The following is a 17,044-nucleotide window of genomic DNA, read 5'->3' as shown; positions in this document are numbered from 1 at the left end:
AGCCGGTGTATCGCCTATGCTCGATGGCGTGCTTTGCGCGGGTTTCCCGCGTTGCCGGATTGGGGGGACTGCAATGGTTGAAACAGGGAAAAGAAGCTCAGATGTACCGGCCAAAGGGCTGGCGCTCGCCGTCGTGCTTGCCGGCGCACTAACCGGCGGACTGACGGGGTGCGGCGCTCAGGCGGTGCGGGCGACGGACCCGGCGGCGCCTGAGACGCAGGCGTCCGCGGCTGTGGCGACGTCGGGTGTGCCCGCTCCGAGGTCACTGAAGGGGCCCAAGGTGGCCGATTCGTTTGGAAACGTCGATTTCTACACGACGGCGGCGGGTGACACCCACGCGGCCCTGGCTGACGCGTTTGGGATCTCGGAGGCCAAGATCGCCGCTTTTAACGGGCTCACTCCCGGGGCGCCGCTGTCACCCGGAACGAAACTGCGGCTGATTCCTCCTGCCGGCCCGATGGCCGCAGCCACCGGTACCGCGAGTGTCGATGGCGCCGGCATCCCCAGGACGTACATCGTGTCGGCCGACGACACGCTGGACGGCATCACGTACCGCTTCGGCATCACTGAGGAACAGCTGGCGGAGGCAAACAAGGTCCCGTTCGTCCACGAGCAGGGGAACGTATACTTCCTTCACCCGGGTCAGCAGATCGAGCTGCAGAAGAAGCCGGTGGACAGCCGATCCGGCACCGGAAAGACCGTCAACAGCTCATTCGGCCGGGCCGACTTCTACACCACGGTGGACGGGGACTCCCTTGACGGCCTCGGCTACCGGTTCCGCTCCACCACCCGGCAGCTGCTGCTGTACAACCCCGGATTAAAGGCAGACCGGCCGATCCCCGCCGGAACCCGGGTGAGGCTAATGCCAGGAGACCTGAAGATCGAGGGCGCGCAGGGCACCGCCACTGCCAACGCCGACGGCGTGCCTGTCACCTACACGACGGCGGCCGGGGACGTCGAGCGCCAGGTCGCGTTCCGCTTCAATCTGCGCCTCGATGAACTCGAATCCGCCAATCGGCCGCTGGCGCCGGGGACGCGGACCTGGATTGAATTCACGGACCTGCCGTCCGGCGAGCTTAAGCCCGGCCAGACGGTCAGCCTCACCCTGGACCAGCCCATCACCAAATGAGCGGGCAACCCTACGGAACGGCCAGGAACGCGGCCAGGATCACCATCAGGACGGCGATGGCGCCGTCGAGAACCCGCCAGGCTCCGGGGCGGGCAAAAACCGGGGCCAGGAACTTCGCACCGAAGCCCAGGAGGCTGAACCAGAGCGTGCTTCCCGCGATCGCTCCCCAGGCAAACGGCCAGCGGCCATCGGGGCCCCTGTCGGAAGCAAGGGAGCCCAGGAGCACCACGGTGTCCAGATACACGTGCGGGTTCAACCATGTCAGGGCGACGGCGGTACTCACCGTTGCTGCCAGCGTGCTGCGTGCGGATGGGGCGGCGGCCGTCATGGCGCCAGGCTTCAGGGCGCGCCTGGCCGCGAAAAAAGCATAGGTGAGAAGAAAGGCGGCTCCGGCCCAGCGGACAATGGCCAGTGCCAGCGGTGCGGCCTGGATCAGCGCGCCCACGCCAGCCACGCCCGCAGCAATCAGGACCGCGTCGCTTGCGATGCAGACAGCCACGATGGGGACCATGTGCTCGCGGCGCAGTCCCTGGCGCAGGACGAAGGCGTTTTGCGCGCCAATGGCGACGATGAGGGACAGGCCGGCTCCAAAGCCGGTGGCAAGGGCAGCGAGAGTGTCGGGGATTTCCACCTGCCTGACTCTAGGCGTCACGGGATCATGAGTACAGCTAAACTTTCTTAACTGTATTAAGGAAAATTCAGGATGGATGCAACAACCGAACAGCTAAGAACGCTCGCGGCGGTGATCGACCACGGCACCTTCGACCGTGCCGCCGCGGCGCTGCATGTGACGTCGTCTGCGGTCAGCCAGAGGATCAAGGCACTGGAGCAGCAGACCGGACGCGTCCTGCTGCTCCGCACCAAGCCGGTCCGGCCCACGAAGTCCGGAAGCGTTGTGGTTCGGCTGGCCCGCCAGGTGGCTCTCCTCGAAAGTGAGGCCATGGATGAACTGGGGCTGGAGGGTGCCGGGGCGCGCCCGCGCATTCCGCTGGTCATCAACGCCGATTCGCTGGCTACGTGGGTTCTCCCGGCCCTGGCGCGAGTTGAACGGGCAAGTTTTGAGATCACCATCGACGATCAGGACCACTCCATCGACCGCCTCCGCGAAGGAACCTCGATGGCGGCCATCACTTCCAATCCTGAGCCGGTGCAGGGATGCACTGCCCGCCCGCTGGGCGTCATGCGCTACCGCCCCGTGGCCAGCGTCCCGTTTGCGGAACAGTGGCTGCCCGAGGGGTTTACCGACGAGGCCCTGTCCTCGGCGCCGGTGGTGGTTTTCGACCGCAAGGATGCCCTCCAGGACCGCTACCTTGAGCGCAGGCTGGGCTCAGGTGTCAAGTTCCCGCCCCGCCACTACGTCCCCGCGTCCTCGGCCTTCGTGCACGCGATCGAACTCGGGCTCGGCTGGGGCATGCTGCCCGACCTTCAGGCCATGCCACTTCTTGACGCCGGCGCCCTCACCGTGTTGGACGCAAACGGGTATCTGGACGTACCGCTCTACTGGCAGCAGTGGTCCATCGAATCAACCACGCTCACCCGGATCGCTACGTCACTCGCAAGAGAGGCGGCCGCGCAACTGCGCTGACCGCCTCCCTCCCTACGCCAGGTTGAACCTGCGCGGCTGTTGACCTTATGCCGCGAGACGGCTCTTGACCTCGGCGGCCGACGGGTTCGTGGCGGCGGTGCCGTCCGGGAAAAGGACGGTGGGAACCGTGCGGTTACCGCCGTTGATCTGCTCGACGAGTTCGGCCGTGCCATCGACTTCTTCGATATTGATCTCGGTATAGCCAATTCCCTGGGCATCGAGCTGCTTCTTGAGCCTGTTGCAGTAGCCGCACCAGGTGGTGGAAAACATGGTGATGGTGCCGTCTTCGGGAGTGAAGTCCACGGAGCTCTCCTCGTGTTTAGGTTTTATGCCGGTCAGTTTCGTTCCTGTCAACCGTAACCCGTGCGTCGGTATTCCCCCGCTTGTATTGCGATGGCATGCTGGTGCCATGTGTGGACGCTACGTGATGGCCAGGGCCGTCGGGGACCTGCTGGCAGAATTCGACGCCGAACTCGAAAATGAAATAGCCATCCCGCCGTCCTGGAACGTTGCCCCCACGGACGATGCCCCCATCGTCCTGGAACGCCTGATCGACGGCGGCACCACCCGCCAGCTGCACATCGCCCGCTGGGGCCTCGTGCCGTCCTGGGCGAAAGACCCGCGCATCGGGCCGAAGATGATCAACGCCCGGAGTGAAACCGTGCTGGAAAAGCCGGCGTTCCGCAAGGCCGTGCAGTCACGGCGCTGCGCTGTGCCGGCGGACGGCTACTACGAATGGAAGCAGGGCGAGGGCCGCAGCAAGCAGCCCTACTACGTCCACCCCACCGAAGGCACCGGCATTGTCTTTGCCGGGCTGTACGAGTGGTGGAAGGATCCGTCCACGCCGCAGGGCGACCCGGCACGGTGGATGCTTTCGATGTCCATCATGACGGCGGATTCCCCGCCGGAGGGCGCTGAAGCCACGGTGTTCGGTGAACTCACGGCGCTCCACGACCGTGTCCCGCTGCCCATGAGCAGGGAAACGATGGCCGCCTGGCTCGACCCGCAGGTTGATGATGCCGCCGGGCTGGTGGACCTGGTCCGCTCCGGGGTGAAGGATGTCGCGTCCGGCTGGCGCGTGGATTCGGTGGGGAAAGCCGTGGGCAACGTCCGCAATAATTCGCCGGAACTCATCGAGCCCGTGGAAGCCCTCTTCTGACGCCGCACACTCCGCCGGCAGCCATCAGACGGTGACACGTCCGCCGTCGTCAACTGTCCAGGTGGGGTTGAAAGCAATCTCCCACCGGAAGCCGTCCGGATCGGCGACGTACCCCGTGTAGCCTCCCCACGGCTGGGTCTTGGGGCTGGCCACCACAGTGGCTCCGGCGGCTTGCGCCTGTGCCACCACCTGGTCGACTTCGTCTGCGCTTGCCACGTTGTGGCTGAGCGTAATGCAGGGGACGGCGGCCGGGGCGTCGACGGCCGCCTCGGCCTGCATCTGCCCGGCGTCCCAGAGCGAGAGAATGAGGCCGTGGTTGACCTGGATGAACACCACCTCTGGAAACTCGCGGTGGACGGGCCAGCCAAGGCCGTCCACATAGAAGCGGCGGGAGGCGGCGACGCTTCGCACTCCCAGTGAAATAAAATCGACTCGGGGCTGCATGGTTCGATACTGTCATGGACATGCCCACAAATCACGGAGACGATAAGAACGCCAAGGCTGACAGGGAACAGCTCGCAGCTGTCCGGATCGCCGTGGACGAGGTTGATGACCAGATCGTCACGCTGATTGCGCGCCGCGAACGACTGATCAGGATCGCGGGAACGCTCAAGGGCGACGACGCGGAAGTCCGGGCCCCCGGACGGGTGGAGCGCGTGATCGAACATGTCCGTGCCGCGGCCGAGAAAAAAGAAATTGACCCGGATATCGTGGAAAGCACCTACCGGGCCATGATCTCGAAGTTCATCGAGCTTGAGCTGCAAATCCACAAGGACAACAGCTAGAACTTGCGAAGCGCCTAGAGCGCTTCGTCCACCGGCACTCCTGACTGGAATTCCCGGCCGTCGGCCTCGCTGAAGGCCGACATGAGGTGGCCTTTGCCCAGCCCGAGCACAGTGCTCATGGGGAAACTGCCGGTAATGGTGCTGCCGGAATGTTCGACGCTGTTGACGTCGAAGTTCTCCTCCGTGCCGTCATGGCTGAACGAGTAAATCGACACCGCCTCGCCGTTCATGAACTCAATTCCAAGCCTCCGTTGATGTGAGTAATCCGGAGTTGCAGCCACGAGCCCCACTACGAAGGCGCCCGATCCTGGAATGTTGCCGTCAATATCGAATTTGGCCACCAGGGTGGTGTCTTTGGCGGCGATGCTTACGTGCTTCAGGAGTGCGTCATTGGAACTCATGGCTCCATCCTGCCCCCTGAGCCGCCGTCCGTCCACACCTCATCTAGGTTTTGTCGGGGCTCCGGCGTAGACTGATGTTATTCGAATACATGTTCGAATAACCCCTATGTACAGCAGATTCAGTTTGGTTTCCGGAGGCACCTATGGGCATGTTCAGCGAGTCCGTAGACGTCCTTACTGGGCCGGAAGGCCAGCCGGTGGAGCTTCAATGGGGCGGCAGGACGTATACGGTAGTCGCTGAACCGGTGCGTTGGTATGAACGCCGCCAATGGTGGGCTGAGGAGCAGCGGGCCCCGCTGGGCAGCGGCCCGGGGCTCGTGGATCACGAGATCTGGCGCGTCCAGGTGGTCTCTGCGAAAACGCCTGCCAAGGCCACCCAGGCACCGCCGGCTGATGAGCACCTGACCCTTGACCTGGTAAGGCATACCGGCAGCGGACGGTGGAGGCTGCTCCGGATCCACGATGCACTCCGGCATAAAACAGCATGAGCTTCACCCACCTGCACGTTTCCACCGCCTTCAGCGCCCATTACGGGGTTTCCTGGCCTGATGAGCTTGCCCAGTCGGCAGCAGCCGAAGGGGCAACAGCCCTTGCCTGCACTGACAGGGACGGACTGTACGGCACCATCAAGCACCTCAAGGCGTGCATGGGTGCCGGACTCGACCCCGTCGTCGGGGTGGACCTCGCCGTTTTCGACGACGACGGAGACCTCCGCACCCAGCTTGCCGGCCGCGTCGTGGTGCTTGCGCACGGCCATAACAACGGAGCAGGATACAAGGCGCTCTGCCGGCTGATTTCGGATGCGCATGCACGCACCACTGGTAAAGCCGGGGGAGTCGTCCCTGTTGCCGTAACCCGGGCAGAACTGGCATCAAGGATCCTTGACCCGGAAACCCTGAAGCCGGTCCTCACCGTGCTGATTGGTCCGGATTCCGACGTCGGACGGGCCATGGGAGGACGGCGGTACCTCCGGCCGCGCACCCTGTTCAAGGGCTGGCTTGAAACGATGCCAGCCGGAAGCCTCGCTGCCGAAGTTGTTTCCCATCTCAGCACCCCCGGCGAGCCGCTGAGCACTGCCCACGCAGTACGGATGCTCAAACTTGCCGAGGAGTACAGTGTTCCGGCCGTGCTCACCAATGCTGTCCGCTATTGTGCCGAGGACGGGGCAGCCACGGCCGACGTTCTTGACTCCGCCCGCACTTTGAAGTCACTGCCGGAACTTTCCGCCGCCCCTCTCCTGCAGCCCAACGGACAGGGCTGGCTGAAATCGCCGGCGCAGATGCTGCAGCTGGGTCGGGAAATTATTCACGCCGCCGGGTATGGGGCAGCGGATCTTCAAGTGCTGCTCGCTCAAACGGAGGCGCTCGCCGACCGCTGCAGGATAGATCCCGTTTCAGACATGGGCTGGAAGCAGCCGGTGGTTCCGGAAGCGTCGGTGATCGGCATAGAGGGTGATCCCCTCGCGGAGCTGGCGCTGAGGTGTGAGGCAGGTGTGGCACGCCGGTTCCCCGGGATTTCCGGCAAAGCGGAGGCTGAGATGCGCGCCCGCCTGGGTCACGAGCTGAAGATCATCTCCAACCTGGGCTTTGCCTCATATTTTCTGACCGTGGCTGAAGTGTCGCGGATGATCATGGATATGGGGGTGAGGGCCGCTGCCAGGGGGTCGGGAGCGTCCAGTCTGGTCAATTACCTGATCGATGTCAGCCAGGTGAACCCGCTGCAGCATGACCTCATCTTCGAACGCTTCCTGTCAGGGGACAGGTCCACCCTGCCGGACATCGACATCGACGTCGAAAGCGCCGAGCGGCACAATGTTTACCGGAAGATCTTTGACCGCTTCGGCGCTCAACGCGTCACGCTTATGAGCATGCAGAACGGGTACCGTGCGCGGGGTGCCGTGCGCGACGCCGGGATGGCCTTGGGAATGGATGATGGCGATGTCGGGGAGATCGCCAAGCAGCTGTGGCGGTTCTCTGCCCGGAAGTTCAGGGAAGCGCTTGAGGAAAAACCTGAACTTCGTGAATTTGCTGGCCGGGTGGAGCATCGGGACCTTTCCGGAAACCAGCAGCTTGACCTGCTCGTGGATCTGACCGAACGTCTGGACAGGCTTCCCCGCCACATCTCCATGCACCCCTGCGGGGTGATCCTTGGCGATGCGGGCCTGCTGGACCGGACCCCCGTCCAGCCCAGCGGACTGGGGCTTCCAATGAGCCAGTTCGATAAGCACGACATGGACCCCATGGGCATGCTCAAACTGGATGTGCTGGGAGTCCGGATGCAAAGCGCCATGGCCTTCGCCGTCCGGGAGATCATCAGGATCCATCCTTCAAAGGCTGAAGTGGTGGCTGCCGGCGCCCATCCCGTGGGACCTGACGGCAACGGGCCCGACTACATCAGGGAGGACGGCCGCATAGAGCTCAACGCTGTGCCGCTGGATGATGAGCCCACATACGAACTTATCCGGAGCACCCATACTCTTGGCTGTTTCCAGATCGAATCGCCGGGCCAACGCGAACTCGTGGGCAAATTGGCCCCCCGGGAATTCAACGATCTCATCATCGATATCTCGCTGTTCCGTCCCGGGCCCATGAAATCGGACATGGTGCGGCCTTTTTTGGAACACCGGCATGGGTTCGCGCCGGAGGTCTACCCGCATCCGGACCTGAAACCTGTGCTTCAGGAAACCCACGGGGTGACCGTATTCCACGAGCAGATCCTCAAGACATTTGACGTCATGACGGGCTGCGGGCTGGCCAGGGCCGACGAATTCCGCCGCGCCCTGGGCAACGGGGAGCTTGAGCCGAAGGTTGAGGAGTTCTTCCGCCGGAAAGCGCGGGAAAACCATTACACCCCGGAAGTGGTGGACAAGGTCTGGGGAACCCTCAAGGCCTTCGGCAGCTTCGGGTTCTGCAAGGCCCACGGTGCGGCCTTTGCCGTGCCCACCTACCAGTCAGCCTGGCTGAAAGCCCATCATCCTGAGGCGTTCCTTGCCGGTCTCTGGGAGCACGACCCCGGCATGTACCCCAAGCGCCTGCTTGTCGCCGAGGCCCGCCGTCTGGGGATTCCAATTCTTCCGCTGGACATCAACCGCAGCCTGGCTGAGTACCGGGTGGAGCGGATCGACGAGGGGCCGGACCGCGGGAAACTTGGCATCCGGCTGAGCCTGAACGGTATCTTCGGGCTCTCAGGAGCGGAACTGAAACGAATCGTTGCCGGGCAGCCCTATGACTCCCTGGCTGATCTCAGGGCACGGTCAAGGCTGAGCAAACCGAGCATCAAGAGACTGGCGCAGCTGGGTGCCTTCGATTCGCTGCACCGTGAATCCGGCGGTGCCGCCAACCGGGCTGACCTTGTCCAGCATCTTCAGAGCCTGCAGAACCGGCAGGCCAGGAAAGGAATCGACGTTATTGATGGCCAACTGGCCCTGCCCCTTGGAGACGTTGAACTGAGGAATATTAAGGCTGAACTCCCACCGCCCACCATGATCGAAAACGTCAGGGCTGAGCTGGACCTGATGGCTGTTGATGTCAGCGAGCACCTGATGTCGAGCCACCGGCCTCTTCTGGACAGGCTGGGCGTCACCACCGCGGACAAACTCCTCGGGTTGAGGAACGGCACGGAGGTTCTGGTGGCCGGGGTAAGGATCGCCACCCAGACCCCGCCGATGCGCGGGGGCCGGCGGGTGGTGTTCATCAGCATCGATGACGGCACAGGGTGCGTGGACTCTGTGTTCTTCCACGAGGCCCAGGAGCAGGCGGGATCTCTGCTTTTCGGAACCCGGCTTCTGCTGGTCCGCGGAACAACACGCAGAACCGGCCCGCGGGGGATCAGCCTCAGTGCCAGCTTGGCCTGGGATCTCAGCCGGATTGACACCCTGCCCTTCCCTGAGAATGCGCCCTTCCCCGGGGAGGAATCCCACCACCTGCATAAGCCGGACAGCGGGGAGCCTCATCCCGGCACCGTCATTCCGGACGAATTCCGGCTCCCCGGGCCACTCAGCGGAATCAGCAGGAACCTTGCCATCACCGGGCTGGGCAGCTGACCTGCCCGGTCCCGCCCCTGCCGTGCGCCGCTTTGGCTGGCCTCTGTCCTTGCAGATACCATGGACGAGGCTGGCTGTGGTCCCCGTATGCCACAAGCTACGAAGCCTTAACTTTGAATAGGAGACACCCGTGTCAGATGCCCAGCAGATCACCCTCATCGTCGATGGCGAAGAGATGAAGGTGACTACCGGGACCACCGGCGCGGAACTCTTCTTTGAGCGCCGTGACGTCGTTGTGGCCCGCGTTGATGGCGAGCTGAGGGACCTGGACCAGCCGCTTCCCGAAGGTGCCGAGATTGAAGGCGTCACCATCGATTCCCCGGACGGCCTCAACGTGCTGCGCCACTCCACCGCCCACGTCATGGCCCAGGCCGTGCAGCAGCTGCGTCCCGACGCCAAGCTCGGAATCGGCCCTTACATCACCGACGGTTTCTACTTCGACTTCGACGTCGCCGAGCCGTTCACCCCGGAAGACCTGAAGACTCTGGAAAAGATGATGCTCAAGATCGTCAACCAGAACCAGAAGTTCGTCCGGCGCGTCGTATCCGAAGATGAAGCACGCGAAGCCATGAAGGATGAGCCCTACAAGCTCGAGCTGCTGGGCAAGAAAAACAACGCCGCCGAAGCCGGAGAGGGCGTCAACGTTGAGGTCGGCGCCGGCGATATCACCATTTACGACAACGTGGACCGCAAGAGCGGCGACAGCGTCTGGTGTGATCTGTGCCGCGGCCCGCATCTGCCCAACACCAAGCTGATCTCCAACGCCTTTGCCCTGACCCGTTCGTCGGCCGCCTATTGGCTGGGCAACCAGAACAACCAGCAGCTCCAGCGCATCTACGGCACCGCCTGGCCCACCAAGGACGCCCTCAAGGCCTACCAGGAGCGCATCGCCGAGGCCGAGCGCCGCGACCACCGCAAGCTTGGCGCCGAACTGGACCTGTTCTCTTTCCCCGATGAGTTGGGTTCCGGCCTGCCGGTCTTCCACCCCAAGGGCGGAATTATCCGCAAGGCCATGGAGGACTACTCCCGCCAGCGCCACGTGGACGCCGGCTACGACTTCGTGTACACCCCGCATATCACCAAGGGGCACCTTTACGAGGTCTCAGGCCACCTCGACTGGTACAAGGAAGGCATGTTCCCCGCGATGCACATCGATGCGGAACTGAACGAGGACGGCACCGTGCGCAAGCCCGGCCAGGACTACTACCTCAAGCCGATGAACTGCCCCATGCACAACCTCATCTTCCGTTCCCGCGGACGGTCCTACCGCGAACTGCCGCTGCGCCTCTTCGAATTCGGTTCTGTCTACCGCTACGAGAAGTCCGGCGTGGTCCACGGCCTGACCCGCGTGCGGGGCATGACACAGGATGACGCCCACATCTACTGCACCCGTGAGCAGATGAAGGACGAGCTCACCACCACGCTGAACTTTGTCCTCGGTCTGCTCAAGGACTACGGCCTGGACGACTTCTACCTGGAACTCTCCACCAAGAACGAAGACAAGTTCGTCGGCGAGGACGCTGCGTGGGAAGAGGCCACCCGCACCCTGGCTGAAGTCGCCGAAGCCTCGGGCCTGGAACTGGTTCCGGACCCGGGCGGAGCCGCGTTCTACGGTCCCAAGATTTCCGTTCAGGCGAAGGACGCGCTTGGCCGAACCTGGCAGATGTCCACCATCCAGCTGGACTTCAACCTTCCGGAACGCTTCGAGCTTGAGTTCCAGGCCGCCGACGGCACCCGGCAGCGCCCGGTCATGATCCACCGTGCCCTCTTCGGCTCGGTGGAGCGATTCATGGGTGTACTCACCGAGCACTACGCGGGAGCCTTCCCGGCCTGGCTTGCACCGGTCCAGGTGGTGGGCATTCCCGTCGCCGAAACCTTCAACGACTACATGTTCGACGTCGTGGACCAGCTGAAAGCCGCCGGCATCCGAGCCGAGGTCGATATCTCCTCCGACCGCTTCCCCAAGAAGATCCGTACAGCCAGCAAGGACAAGATCCCGTTTGTCCTGATCGCCGGCGGCGAGGACGCCGACGCAGGCGCTGTGTCCTTCCGTTTCCGTGATGGCAGCCAGGACAACGGCGTGCCGGTGGCCGAGGCTGTCCAGCGGATCGTGGACGCCGTCCGCAACCGGACCAGCTAGCCCGCGGCGGAAAGGCACACAGTGCAGGAGAACACAGGCGCAGGCTATCCGGGCGACGCCGAGGTGACGGACGACTTTGGCCTCGCCGGCGTTCCGGATGCCTTCCAGCGCCTGTGGACTCCGCACCGCATGGCGTACATCAAGGGCGGCCAGCACCAGTTCAAGAACCAGGACGACTGCCCCTTTTGTGTGGCCCCGGCACGCACCGATGAGGAATCCCTGATCGTGTACCGCGGCCGCACCAGTTACGTGGTGCTGAACCTCTTCCCGTACAACCCGGGCCACCTGCTGGTCTGCCCCTTCCGCCACGTTCCGGATTACACGGACCTGACCGTTGAGGAGACCGCCGAATTCGCCGACCTCACCCAGACCGCCATGCGCGTGCTGCGGAAGGTGGCGAACCCCGGCGGCTTCAACCTGGGCATGAACCAGGGGGTAGTGGGCGGCGCAGGCATCGCCGGGCACCTGCACCAGCACATCGTTCCGCGCTGGGGCGGGGACGGGAACTTCTTCCCGATCATTGCCCAGACCAAGGCCATCACCCAGACCCTCGACGAAGTCCGCCAGCAGGTTGCCGAGGCCTGGCCAGGGGAGACGCATGCTGAATAGGCATGCCCGCGGTTTCTTCACCGCGCTGTTCTCCCCGCTTGCCCGCTGGCTGCTCAAAATTGGCGTCTCGCCGGACGCCATCACCATCGTGGGAACGGCCGGTGTGGTGGTGGGCGCTCTCGTGTTCTACCCGCTGGGGCAGCTCTGGTGGGGGACGATCTTCATCACGGCCTTCATCTTCTCCGATGTCATCGACGGCATCATGGCCCGGATGCAGGACCGGGGCGGCCCCTGGGGGAATTTCCTCGACTCGACGCTGGACCGCGTGGCCGACGGGGCGCTCTTTGCCGGCCTCACCATCTGGTTTTTCACCGGCGGCGGGGAGACGGCGATAGCCGTGGCCGCCGTCGTCTGCCTTGTCCTGGGCATGGTGGTGTCCTACGTCAGGGCCAAGGCGGAATCTCTCGGATTCCAGGCGAATGTGGGCATCGCCGAACGAGCCGAGCGGCTGGTCTCGGTGCTTGTCGTCACCGGATTCACCGGCCTGGGGCTGCCGAGCATCGTGCTGTTCGTGACCCTCGTTCTGCTGGGCGTGGCGAGCCTGGTCACGGTGGTCCAGCGTGTGCTGGCAGTCCGGCGCCAGGCCTGCGAAGACACCCGGCCATCCTGATTAAGCCGGGCTGCCGCGGTGGGACTAGTATTAGGACTGCCTGGTCAATGGATCCGGTAATCCGGTGTGTGCGAACTACGGCATTGCCGTGCCACCTGCACTCCCGGCGAAGGTCATCTATCTACCCATAGGGGTTTTTGTGTCTACACCTGATGTAAGCAGCGAAGCCGGCTCGTCCGCCAACAGCGTCACGGGCAGCAACCGCGTCAAGCGCGGCATGGCAGAGATGCTCAAAGGCGGCGTCATTATGGACGTCGTCAACGTCGAACAGGCCCGCATCGCCGAAGACGCCGGTGCCGTTGCCGTCATGGCGCTTGAGCGCGTTCCGGCCGACATCCGCGCCCAGGGCGGCGTGTCCCGCATGTCCGATCCGGACATGATCGACAAGATCATCGACGCCGTCTCCGTCCCGGTCATGGCCAAGGCCCGCATCGGCCACTTCGTCGAGGCGCAGATCCTGCAGTCGCTCGGCGTGGACTACATCGACGAGTCCGAGGTCCTGACCCCGGCCGACTACACCAACCACATCGACAAGTGGAACTTCACCGTTCCCTTCGTCTGCGGCGCCACCAACCTCGGTGAGGCCCTGCGCCGCATCAACGAGGGCGCGGCCATGATCCGCTCCAAGGGCGAGGCCGGCACCGGAGATGTCTCCAACGCCACCACGCACATGCGCCAGATCCGCGCCGAGATCCTCAAGCTCGCCGCCCTCCCCGAGGACGAGCTGTACGTCGCGGCCAAGGAACTGCAGGCCCCGTACGAACTGGTCAAGGAAATCGCCACCACCGGCAAGCTCCCCGTGGTGCTGTTCACCGCCGGCGGCATTGCCACCCCGGCTGACGCCGCGATGATGATGCAGCTCGGCGCCGACGGCGTGTTCGTCGGCTCCGGCATCTTCAAGTCCGGCAACCCCGCCCAGCGTGCGGCCGCCGTGGTGAAGGCCACCACCTTCTTCGACGACCCCGACGTCATCGCCAAGGCCTCCCGCGGCCTGGGCGAAGCCATGGTCGGCATCAACGTCGACGAGATCCCGCAGCCGCACCGCCTCGCCGAGCGCGGCTGGTAACGGCTCCAAAAGCAGTACGACGGCGGCCGGTCACCTTTTCTAGGTGACCGGCCGCCGTCGTTCTGCTTTGCCCGTCGATTGCTCCGTAACTGCCCTTTAGGGCGTCGAAAAGGGCAGTTACGGAGCAATCGATGCTCTTATTCCAGGCCGCGGCGCTTCAGGAGCGGCTCCAGGGCTGCGTCGCGGCCGCGGAGCGTGCGGAAGGACTCCAGCGGGTCCCTGCTGTTCCCGCGGGACAGGAGATCATTGCGGAAACGCTCGCCGTTGGCACGCGTGAGGCCACCATTTTCACTGAACCAGTCCACCGTTTCGGCGTCGAGCACCTCACTCCAGATGTACGAGTAGTAGCCGGCCGCGTAGCCGTCCCCGGCGAAGATGTGCTGGAAGTAGCCGGTCCGGTACCGGGGCGGAATGAGGGCATGCGCGACTCCGGCTGCGGCCAGGGCCTTCGCCTCGAACTCCTGCGCGTGCTGCGGAACGCTGCCGGGATCCAGCACGTGCCAGGCCAGATCAAGCAGGGCGGCGCCGAGGTATTCCGTGGTGGCAAAGCCCTCGCCCCACAGCCGGGACTCATTCAGCCTGTCGATAATGTCCTGGGGAAGTGGATCTCCGGTGGCGTGATGGCGTGCGTAATTGGCCAGGACCTCGGGCCACATGATCCACATTTCGTTCACCTGGGACGGGTATTCCACGAAGTCACGGGGCACGTTGGTCCCTGAGAATCGCGGATAGGTGACACGGGAGAACAGCCCGTGCAGGGCGTGCCCGAATTCGTGGAAGGTGGTGCGGACCTCATCCAGCGTCAGCAGCGTGGGTTCCCCGGCAGGCGGTTTGGAGATGTTCAGGTTATTGATCACCACAGGCTTGGCGCCAAGGAGGTCAGACTGCTCAACCAGTGAATTCATCCAGGCTCCGCCGCGCTTGGATTCCCTCGTGTAATAGTCGCCCATGAAGAGTCCCAGTTCGGTGCCGTCCTCGTTGCGCACCTCCCAGACGCGGACGTCCGGGTGGTAGCCGGCGAGGTCTTTGCGTTCCTGGAAGGTGATGCCGTAAAGCGACGTCGCGGCAAGGAATACGCCGTCCACCAGGACGCGGTCCAGTTCGAAGTAGGGCCGGATGGCTTGCTCGTCCACGGAGTAGCGTTCCAGGCGCACCTTGGCGGAGTAATAGGACCAGTCCCAGGCCTCCAGCGGGTGCCCGGCGCTCTCGGCCAGGGCGGCGGCTTCGGCGTCCGCGTTCCGGACGGCCGGCGGGGCCAGCCGGTTGAGCATGGTCCGCACCGCCTCGAAGTCCGGCGCGGTCTGCCGGTCCACCACGAGTTCGGCGTAGTTGGCGAAACCCAAAAGCTCAGCCTTCTCGGCACGCAGCTGCACCATGGACTTTACGAGGTCGAGGACGTCAAGGCTGCCTCCGCTGCTTCCCCGGGCTACGGAGGCCTCGTGGAGGCGCCGGCGGACCTCGCGGTTCTCCAGAGCTGCCAGGGCGGGCTGGTTGCTGGGCTGGATGAGGGTCAGGAGGAATTTGCCCTCGTGGCCCGCCACGCGGGCTGCTTCGGCGGCGCTGGCGACCTCATCCGCCGGCAGGCCGGCCAGGTCCCCGGCATCGTCCAGAAGCAGGGCTGCCGACTTCATCCCTTCCTTGACGCGCTGCCCGAATTCCGTGCCCAGCCGGGAAAGTTCCGCATTCAGTGACTTGAGCTTCTCCTGGCCGGCGTCGTCCAGCTGGATCCCGGACTGGCGGAATTCCTTCAGGTATTCCTCCACGAGCCGCGCCGACTCCGCGTCGAGGCCTTCCGTATCGATGTCGGCGAAGCGCTCATAGAGTCCGCGGTTGAGGTAGACGGCATCCTGGTGGGCGGCAAAGCGGGGAGAGAGCTCGGTTTCGAGGTCGCGGATGGCGTCCGAGGCGTCTGCCGAAACCAATGTGAAGAAGGAGGCGGCAGCACGCTGGAGCAGGCCTCCCGACCGTTCCATGGCCACGGCGGTGTTTTGAAAGGTGGCCGGCGCGGCGTTGTCCACAATGGCCTGGATCTCAGCCAGGTGTTCGGCCAGACCGGCATCGACAGCTTCGGCGTAGTGGGCGTCTGTTATGTCCGCAAACGGCGGCAGCCCGAACGGCAGTTCACTCGGGCTCAGCAGTGGATTAGTCATGAAGCAACACTTTCATGCAGGAGACGCGTTCTCAATGGTGTCCGCCGTGTTTTGACTGCAGGTTCCGGCAGGGTCCCGCCGTAGGATTGCGACCATGGGGAACTCAGGGAGCGTACTTTTCCACCGGACGGCCCGTGCTGCCGCCGCGGCAGCACTTGTTGCATCACTGGCGTCCTGCGGCGTGATTGCCGAACAAGGCAGGCCTCAGGACGCCAGGCAGGCCAGCCCCCCGAACACCGTCAGCGCGGCGCCGGGCAGTTCGGCCGCGTCCGCCGCCGCTGCCCCTACTCCCAAACCGACCCCGACGCCGGGCGCCGGCCCAGCGTGCACCGCCATCCGTTGTACGTCCGTCCTGGTCACCGGCGACATGCTGGTCCATGCCCAGTTGTGGGAGCAGGCACGGCAGGACGCACTGGCAACCGGCGCCAAGGGTCTTGACTTCGGTCCGCTGCTGGAGGGGCAGCGGCGGTATATCGACAAGAGCGATCTCGCCATCTGCCACCAGGAAACGCCTGTGGCGCTTCCGCAGGGACCGTTCTCCGCCTATCCTTCCTTCAACGTGCCGCCACAGATCATCGCCGCGTCCAAGGCGGTGGGCTACCGCGCGTGCACCACGGCCAGCAACCATACGATTGACCAGGGCACGGAGGGCCTCGTGCGGACGCTGGACGTCCTCGACGCGTCGGGGCTCGAGCACACGGGGTCGTACCGGACGGCCGTGGAGTCCCAGGGCGTCCTCATCCTGCAGACGCCGGCCGCAAAGGTTGCCGTCATTGAGGCCGCCTATGGCCTGAACGGTCAGATCCCGGAGCAGGCCTGGCAGGTGGACATGCTCGACGCCCCGGCGATGATCGCGAAAGCGAAGAAGGCCAGAAAACTCGGCGCCGATATTGTGCTGGGCGTCATGCACGCCGGAGACGAGTATGCCAGCGCCCCGAATGCGCAACAGCAGGACGTGGCGCACGCCCTGGTGGACAGCGGCCAGTTCACCATGGTCTACGGCCATCACACGCACTCGGTGTTGCCCATTGAGAAATACAAGGGCACCTGGATCGTGTACGGCCTGGGCAACGGAGTGACGGAACTTTCGCCCACCTACGTGGTCAACAACGAGGGGCTGCTCGTGCGCGCCCAGTTCAGCCAGGACGCCACGGGAAAATGGACAGCCTCTGACCTCGGCTGGGCGCCGTCCGTCATTGTCAATGCTCCCTACCGCTGGTGTTCAGTGGCTTCGGACGCGCCGCAGGGCGTCTGTGCCAGCCCGGCGGCGGACGCCGAGACGCGGCAGCGGACCAAATCGGTGGTGGAGTCGATGGGTGCCGCCACGGCGGGGGCCCACGAACTGCTCATCAGCAAGGGGCGCTGACC

16 protein-coding genes are annotated in these 17,044 nt (G+C 64.4%); 11 read left to right on the top strand and 5 right to left on the bottom strand.

The window, feature by feature from the left end; translation table 11 throughout:
* Positions 1-73: 73 nt before the first annotated feature.
* Entirely contained in the window at positions 74-1,129 is a 1,056-nt protein-coding gene (locus AC1DDG_RS07515) for a LysM peptidoglycan-binding domain-containing protein (protein ID WP_476875539.1), read from the top strand.
* Between the two features lie 10 nt (positions 1,130-1,139).
* On the opposite strand, the gene AC1DDG_RS07510 is transcribed toward AC1DDG_RS07515, so the two are convergent.
* Positions 1,140-1,760: a LysE/ArgO family amino acid transporter gene (locus tag AC1DDG_RS07510; RefSeq protein WP_476875538.1), complete on the bottom strand. Its 621-nt coding sequence runs from the start codon at positions 1,758-1,760 to the stop codon at positions 1,140-1,142.
* A 72-nt stretch (positions 1,761-1,832) separates the two neighbouring features.
* On the opposite strand from AC1DDG_RS07510, the gene AC1DDG_RS07505 reads away from it, so the two are divergent.
* Positions 1,833-2,714 carry a LysR family transcriptional regulator ArgP gene (locus AC1DDG_RS07505; protein ID WP_476875537.1) on the top strand — a complete coding sequence of 294 codons (882 nt, stop codon included), beginning with the start codon at positions 1,833-1,835 and terminating at the stop codon, positions 2,712-2,714.
* A 45-nt stretch (positions 2,715-2,759) separates the two neighbouring features.
* On the opposite strand, the gene AC1DDG_RS07500 is transcribed toward AC1DDG_RS07505, so the two are convergent.
* Positions 2,760-3,017, bottom strand: a complete 258-nt coding sequence (locus AC1DDG_RS07500; protein WP_078028863.1) for a mycoredoxin — start codon at positions 3,015-3,017, stop codon at positions 2,760-2,762.
* 106 nt (positions 3,018-3,123) lie between these two features.
* On the opposite strand from AC1DDG_RS07500, the gene AC1DDG_RS07495 reads away from it, so the two are divergent.
* Positions 3,124-3,873: an SOS response-associated peptidase gene (locus AC1DDG_RS07495; RefSeq protein ID WP_476875536.1), complete on the top strand. Its 750-nt coding sequence runs from the start codon at positions 3,124-3,126 to the stop codon at positions 3,871-3,873.
* A gap of 24 nt (positions 3,874-3,897) precedes the next feature.
* On the opposite strand, the gene AC1DDG_RS07490 is transcribed toward AC1DDG_RS07495, so the two are convergent.
* Positions 3,898-4,317, bottom strand: a complete 420-nt coding sequence (locus AC1DDG_RS07490) for a VOC family protein (RefSeq protein WP_476875535.1) — start codon at positions 4,315-4,317, stop codon at positions 3,898-3,900.
* Positions 4,318-4,331: 14 nt separating this feature from the next.
* Between AC1DDG_RS07490 and AC1DDG_RS07485 the strand changes: the two genes are divergently transcribed.
* Complete coding sequence (locus AC1DDG_RS07485) at positions 4,332-4,658, top strand: chorismate mutase (protein WP_476875534.1); 327 nt, start codon at positions 4,332-4,334, stop codon at positions 4,656-4,658.
* A gap of 14 nt (positions 4,659-4,672) precedes the next feature.
* Here the strand turns inward: AC1DDG_RS07485 and AC1DDG_RS07480 are convergent, their stop codons facing one another.
* Positions 4,673-5,059 (bottom strand): hypothetical protein, encoded by a 387-nt coding sequence (locus tag AC1DDG_RS07480; RefSeq protein WP_230118038.1) that lies wholly within the window; start codon positions 5,057-5,059, stop codon positions 4,673-4,675.
* Between the two features lie 143 nt (positions 5,060-5,202).
* On the opposite strand from AC1DDG_RS07480, the gene AC1DDG_RS07475 reads away from it, so the two are divergent.
* The 6 genes from AC1DDG_RS07475 to pdxS all read left to right on the top strand — a co-directional run bounded on the left by AC1DDG_RS07475 (position 5,203) and on the right by pdxS (position 13,526).
* On the top strand, positions 5,203-5,547 hold the full coding sequence (locus AC1DDG_RS07475) for a DUF6504 family protein (RefSeq protein ID WP_476875533.1): 345 nt from the start codon (positions 5,203-5,205) through the stop codon (positions 5,545-5,547).
* Entirely contained in the window at positions 5,544-9,101 is a 3,558-nt protein-coding gene (locus AC1DDG_RS07470) for a DNA polymerase III subunit alpha (protein WP_476875532.1), read from the top strand. Before AC1DDG_RS07475 ends, AC1DDG_RS07470 begins: the two co-directional genes overlap by 4 nt.
* A gap of 175 nt (positions 9,102-9,276) precedes the next feature.
* The gene (gene thrS, locus AC1DDG_RS07465; RefSeq protein WP_476875674.1) at positions 9,277-11,241 is read left to right on the top strand and encodes a threonine--tRNA ligase; all 1,965 of its coding nucleotides are present in this window, start codon (positions 9,277-9,279) and stop codon (positions 11,239-11,241) included.
* 21 nt (positions 11,242-11,262) lie between these two features.
* Entirely contained in the window at positions 11,263-11,850 is a 588-nt protein-coding gene (locus AC1DDG_RS07460) for an HIT family protein (RefSeq protein ID WP_230118034.1), read from the top strand.
* Entirely contained in the window at positions 11,840-12,460 is a 621-nt protein-coding gene (gene pgsA / locus AC1DDG_RS07455) for a phosphatidylinositol phosphate synthase (protein ID WP_476875531.1), read from the top strand. Before AC1DDG_RS07460 ends, pgsA begins: the two co-directional genes overlap by 11 nt.
* A gap of 139 nt (positions 12,461-12,599) precedes the next feature.
* On the top strand, positions 12,600-13,526 hold the full coding sequence (gene pdxS, locus AC1DDG_RS07450) for a pyridoxal 5'-phosphate synthase lyase subunit PdxS (protein WP_476875530.1): 927 nt from the start codon (positions 12,600-12,602) through the stop codon (positions 13,524-13,526).
* Positions 13,527-13,663: 137 nt separating this feature from the next.
* On the opposite strand, the gene AC1DDG_RS07445 is transcribed toward pdxS, so the two are convergent.
* Positions 13,664-15,676, bottom strand: a complete 2,013-nt coding sequence (locus tag AC1DDG_RS07445) for a M3 family metallopeptidase (RefSeq protein ID WP_476875529.1) — start codon at positions 15,674-15,676, stop codon at positions 13,664-13,666.
* Between the two features lie 94 nt (positions 15,677-15,770).
* On the opposite strand from AC1DDG_RS07445, the gene AC1DDG_RS07440 reads away from it, so the two are divergent.
* On the top strand, positions 15,771-17,042 hold the full coding sequence (locus AC1DDG_RS07440) for a CapA family protein (RefSeq protein ID WP_476875528.1): 1,272 nt from the start codon (positions 15,771-15,773) through the stop codon (positions 17,040-17,042).
* Positions 17,043-17,044 lie beyond the last annotated feature (2 nt).

The sequence above is a fragment of the Arthrobacter sp. 10L430 genome (genome assembly GCF_056395245.1).
Note: the sequence above shows the minus strand (reverse complement) of the source record. Positions and strands in the feature narration are given on the sequence as shown.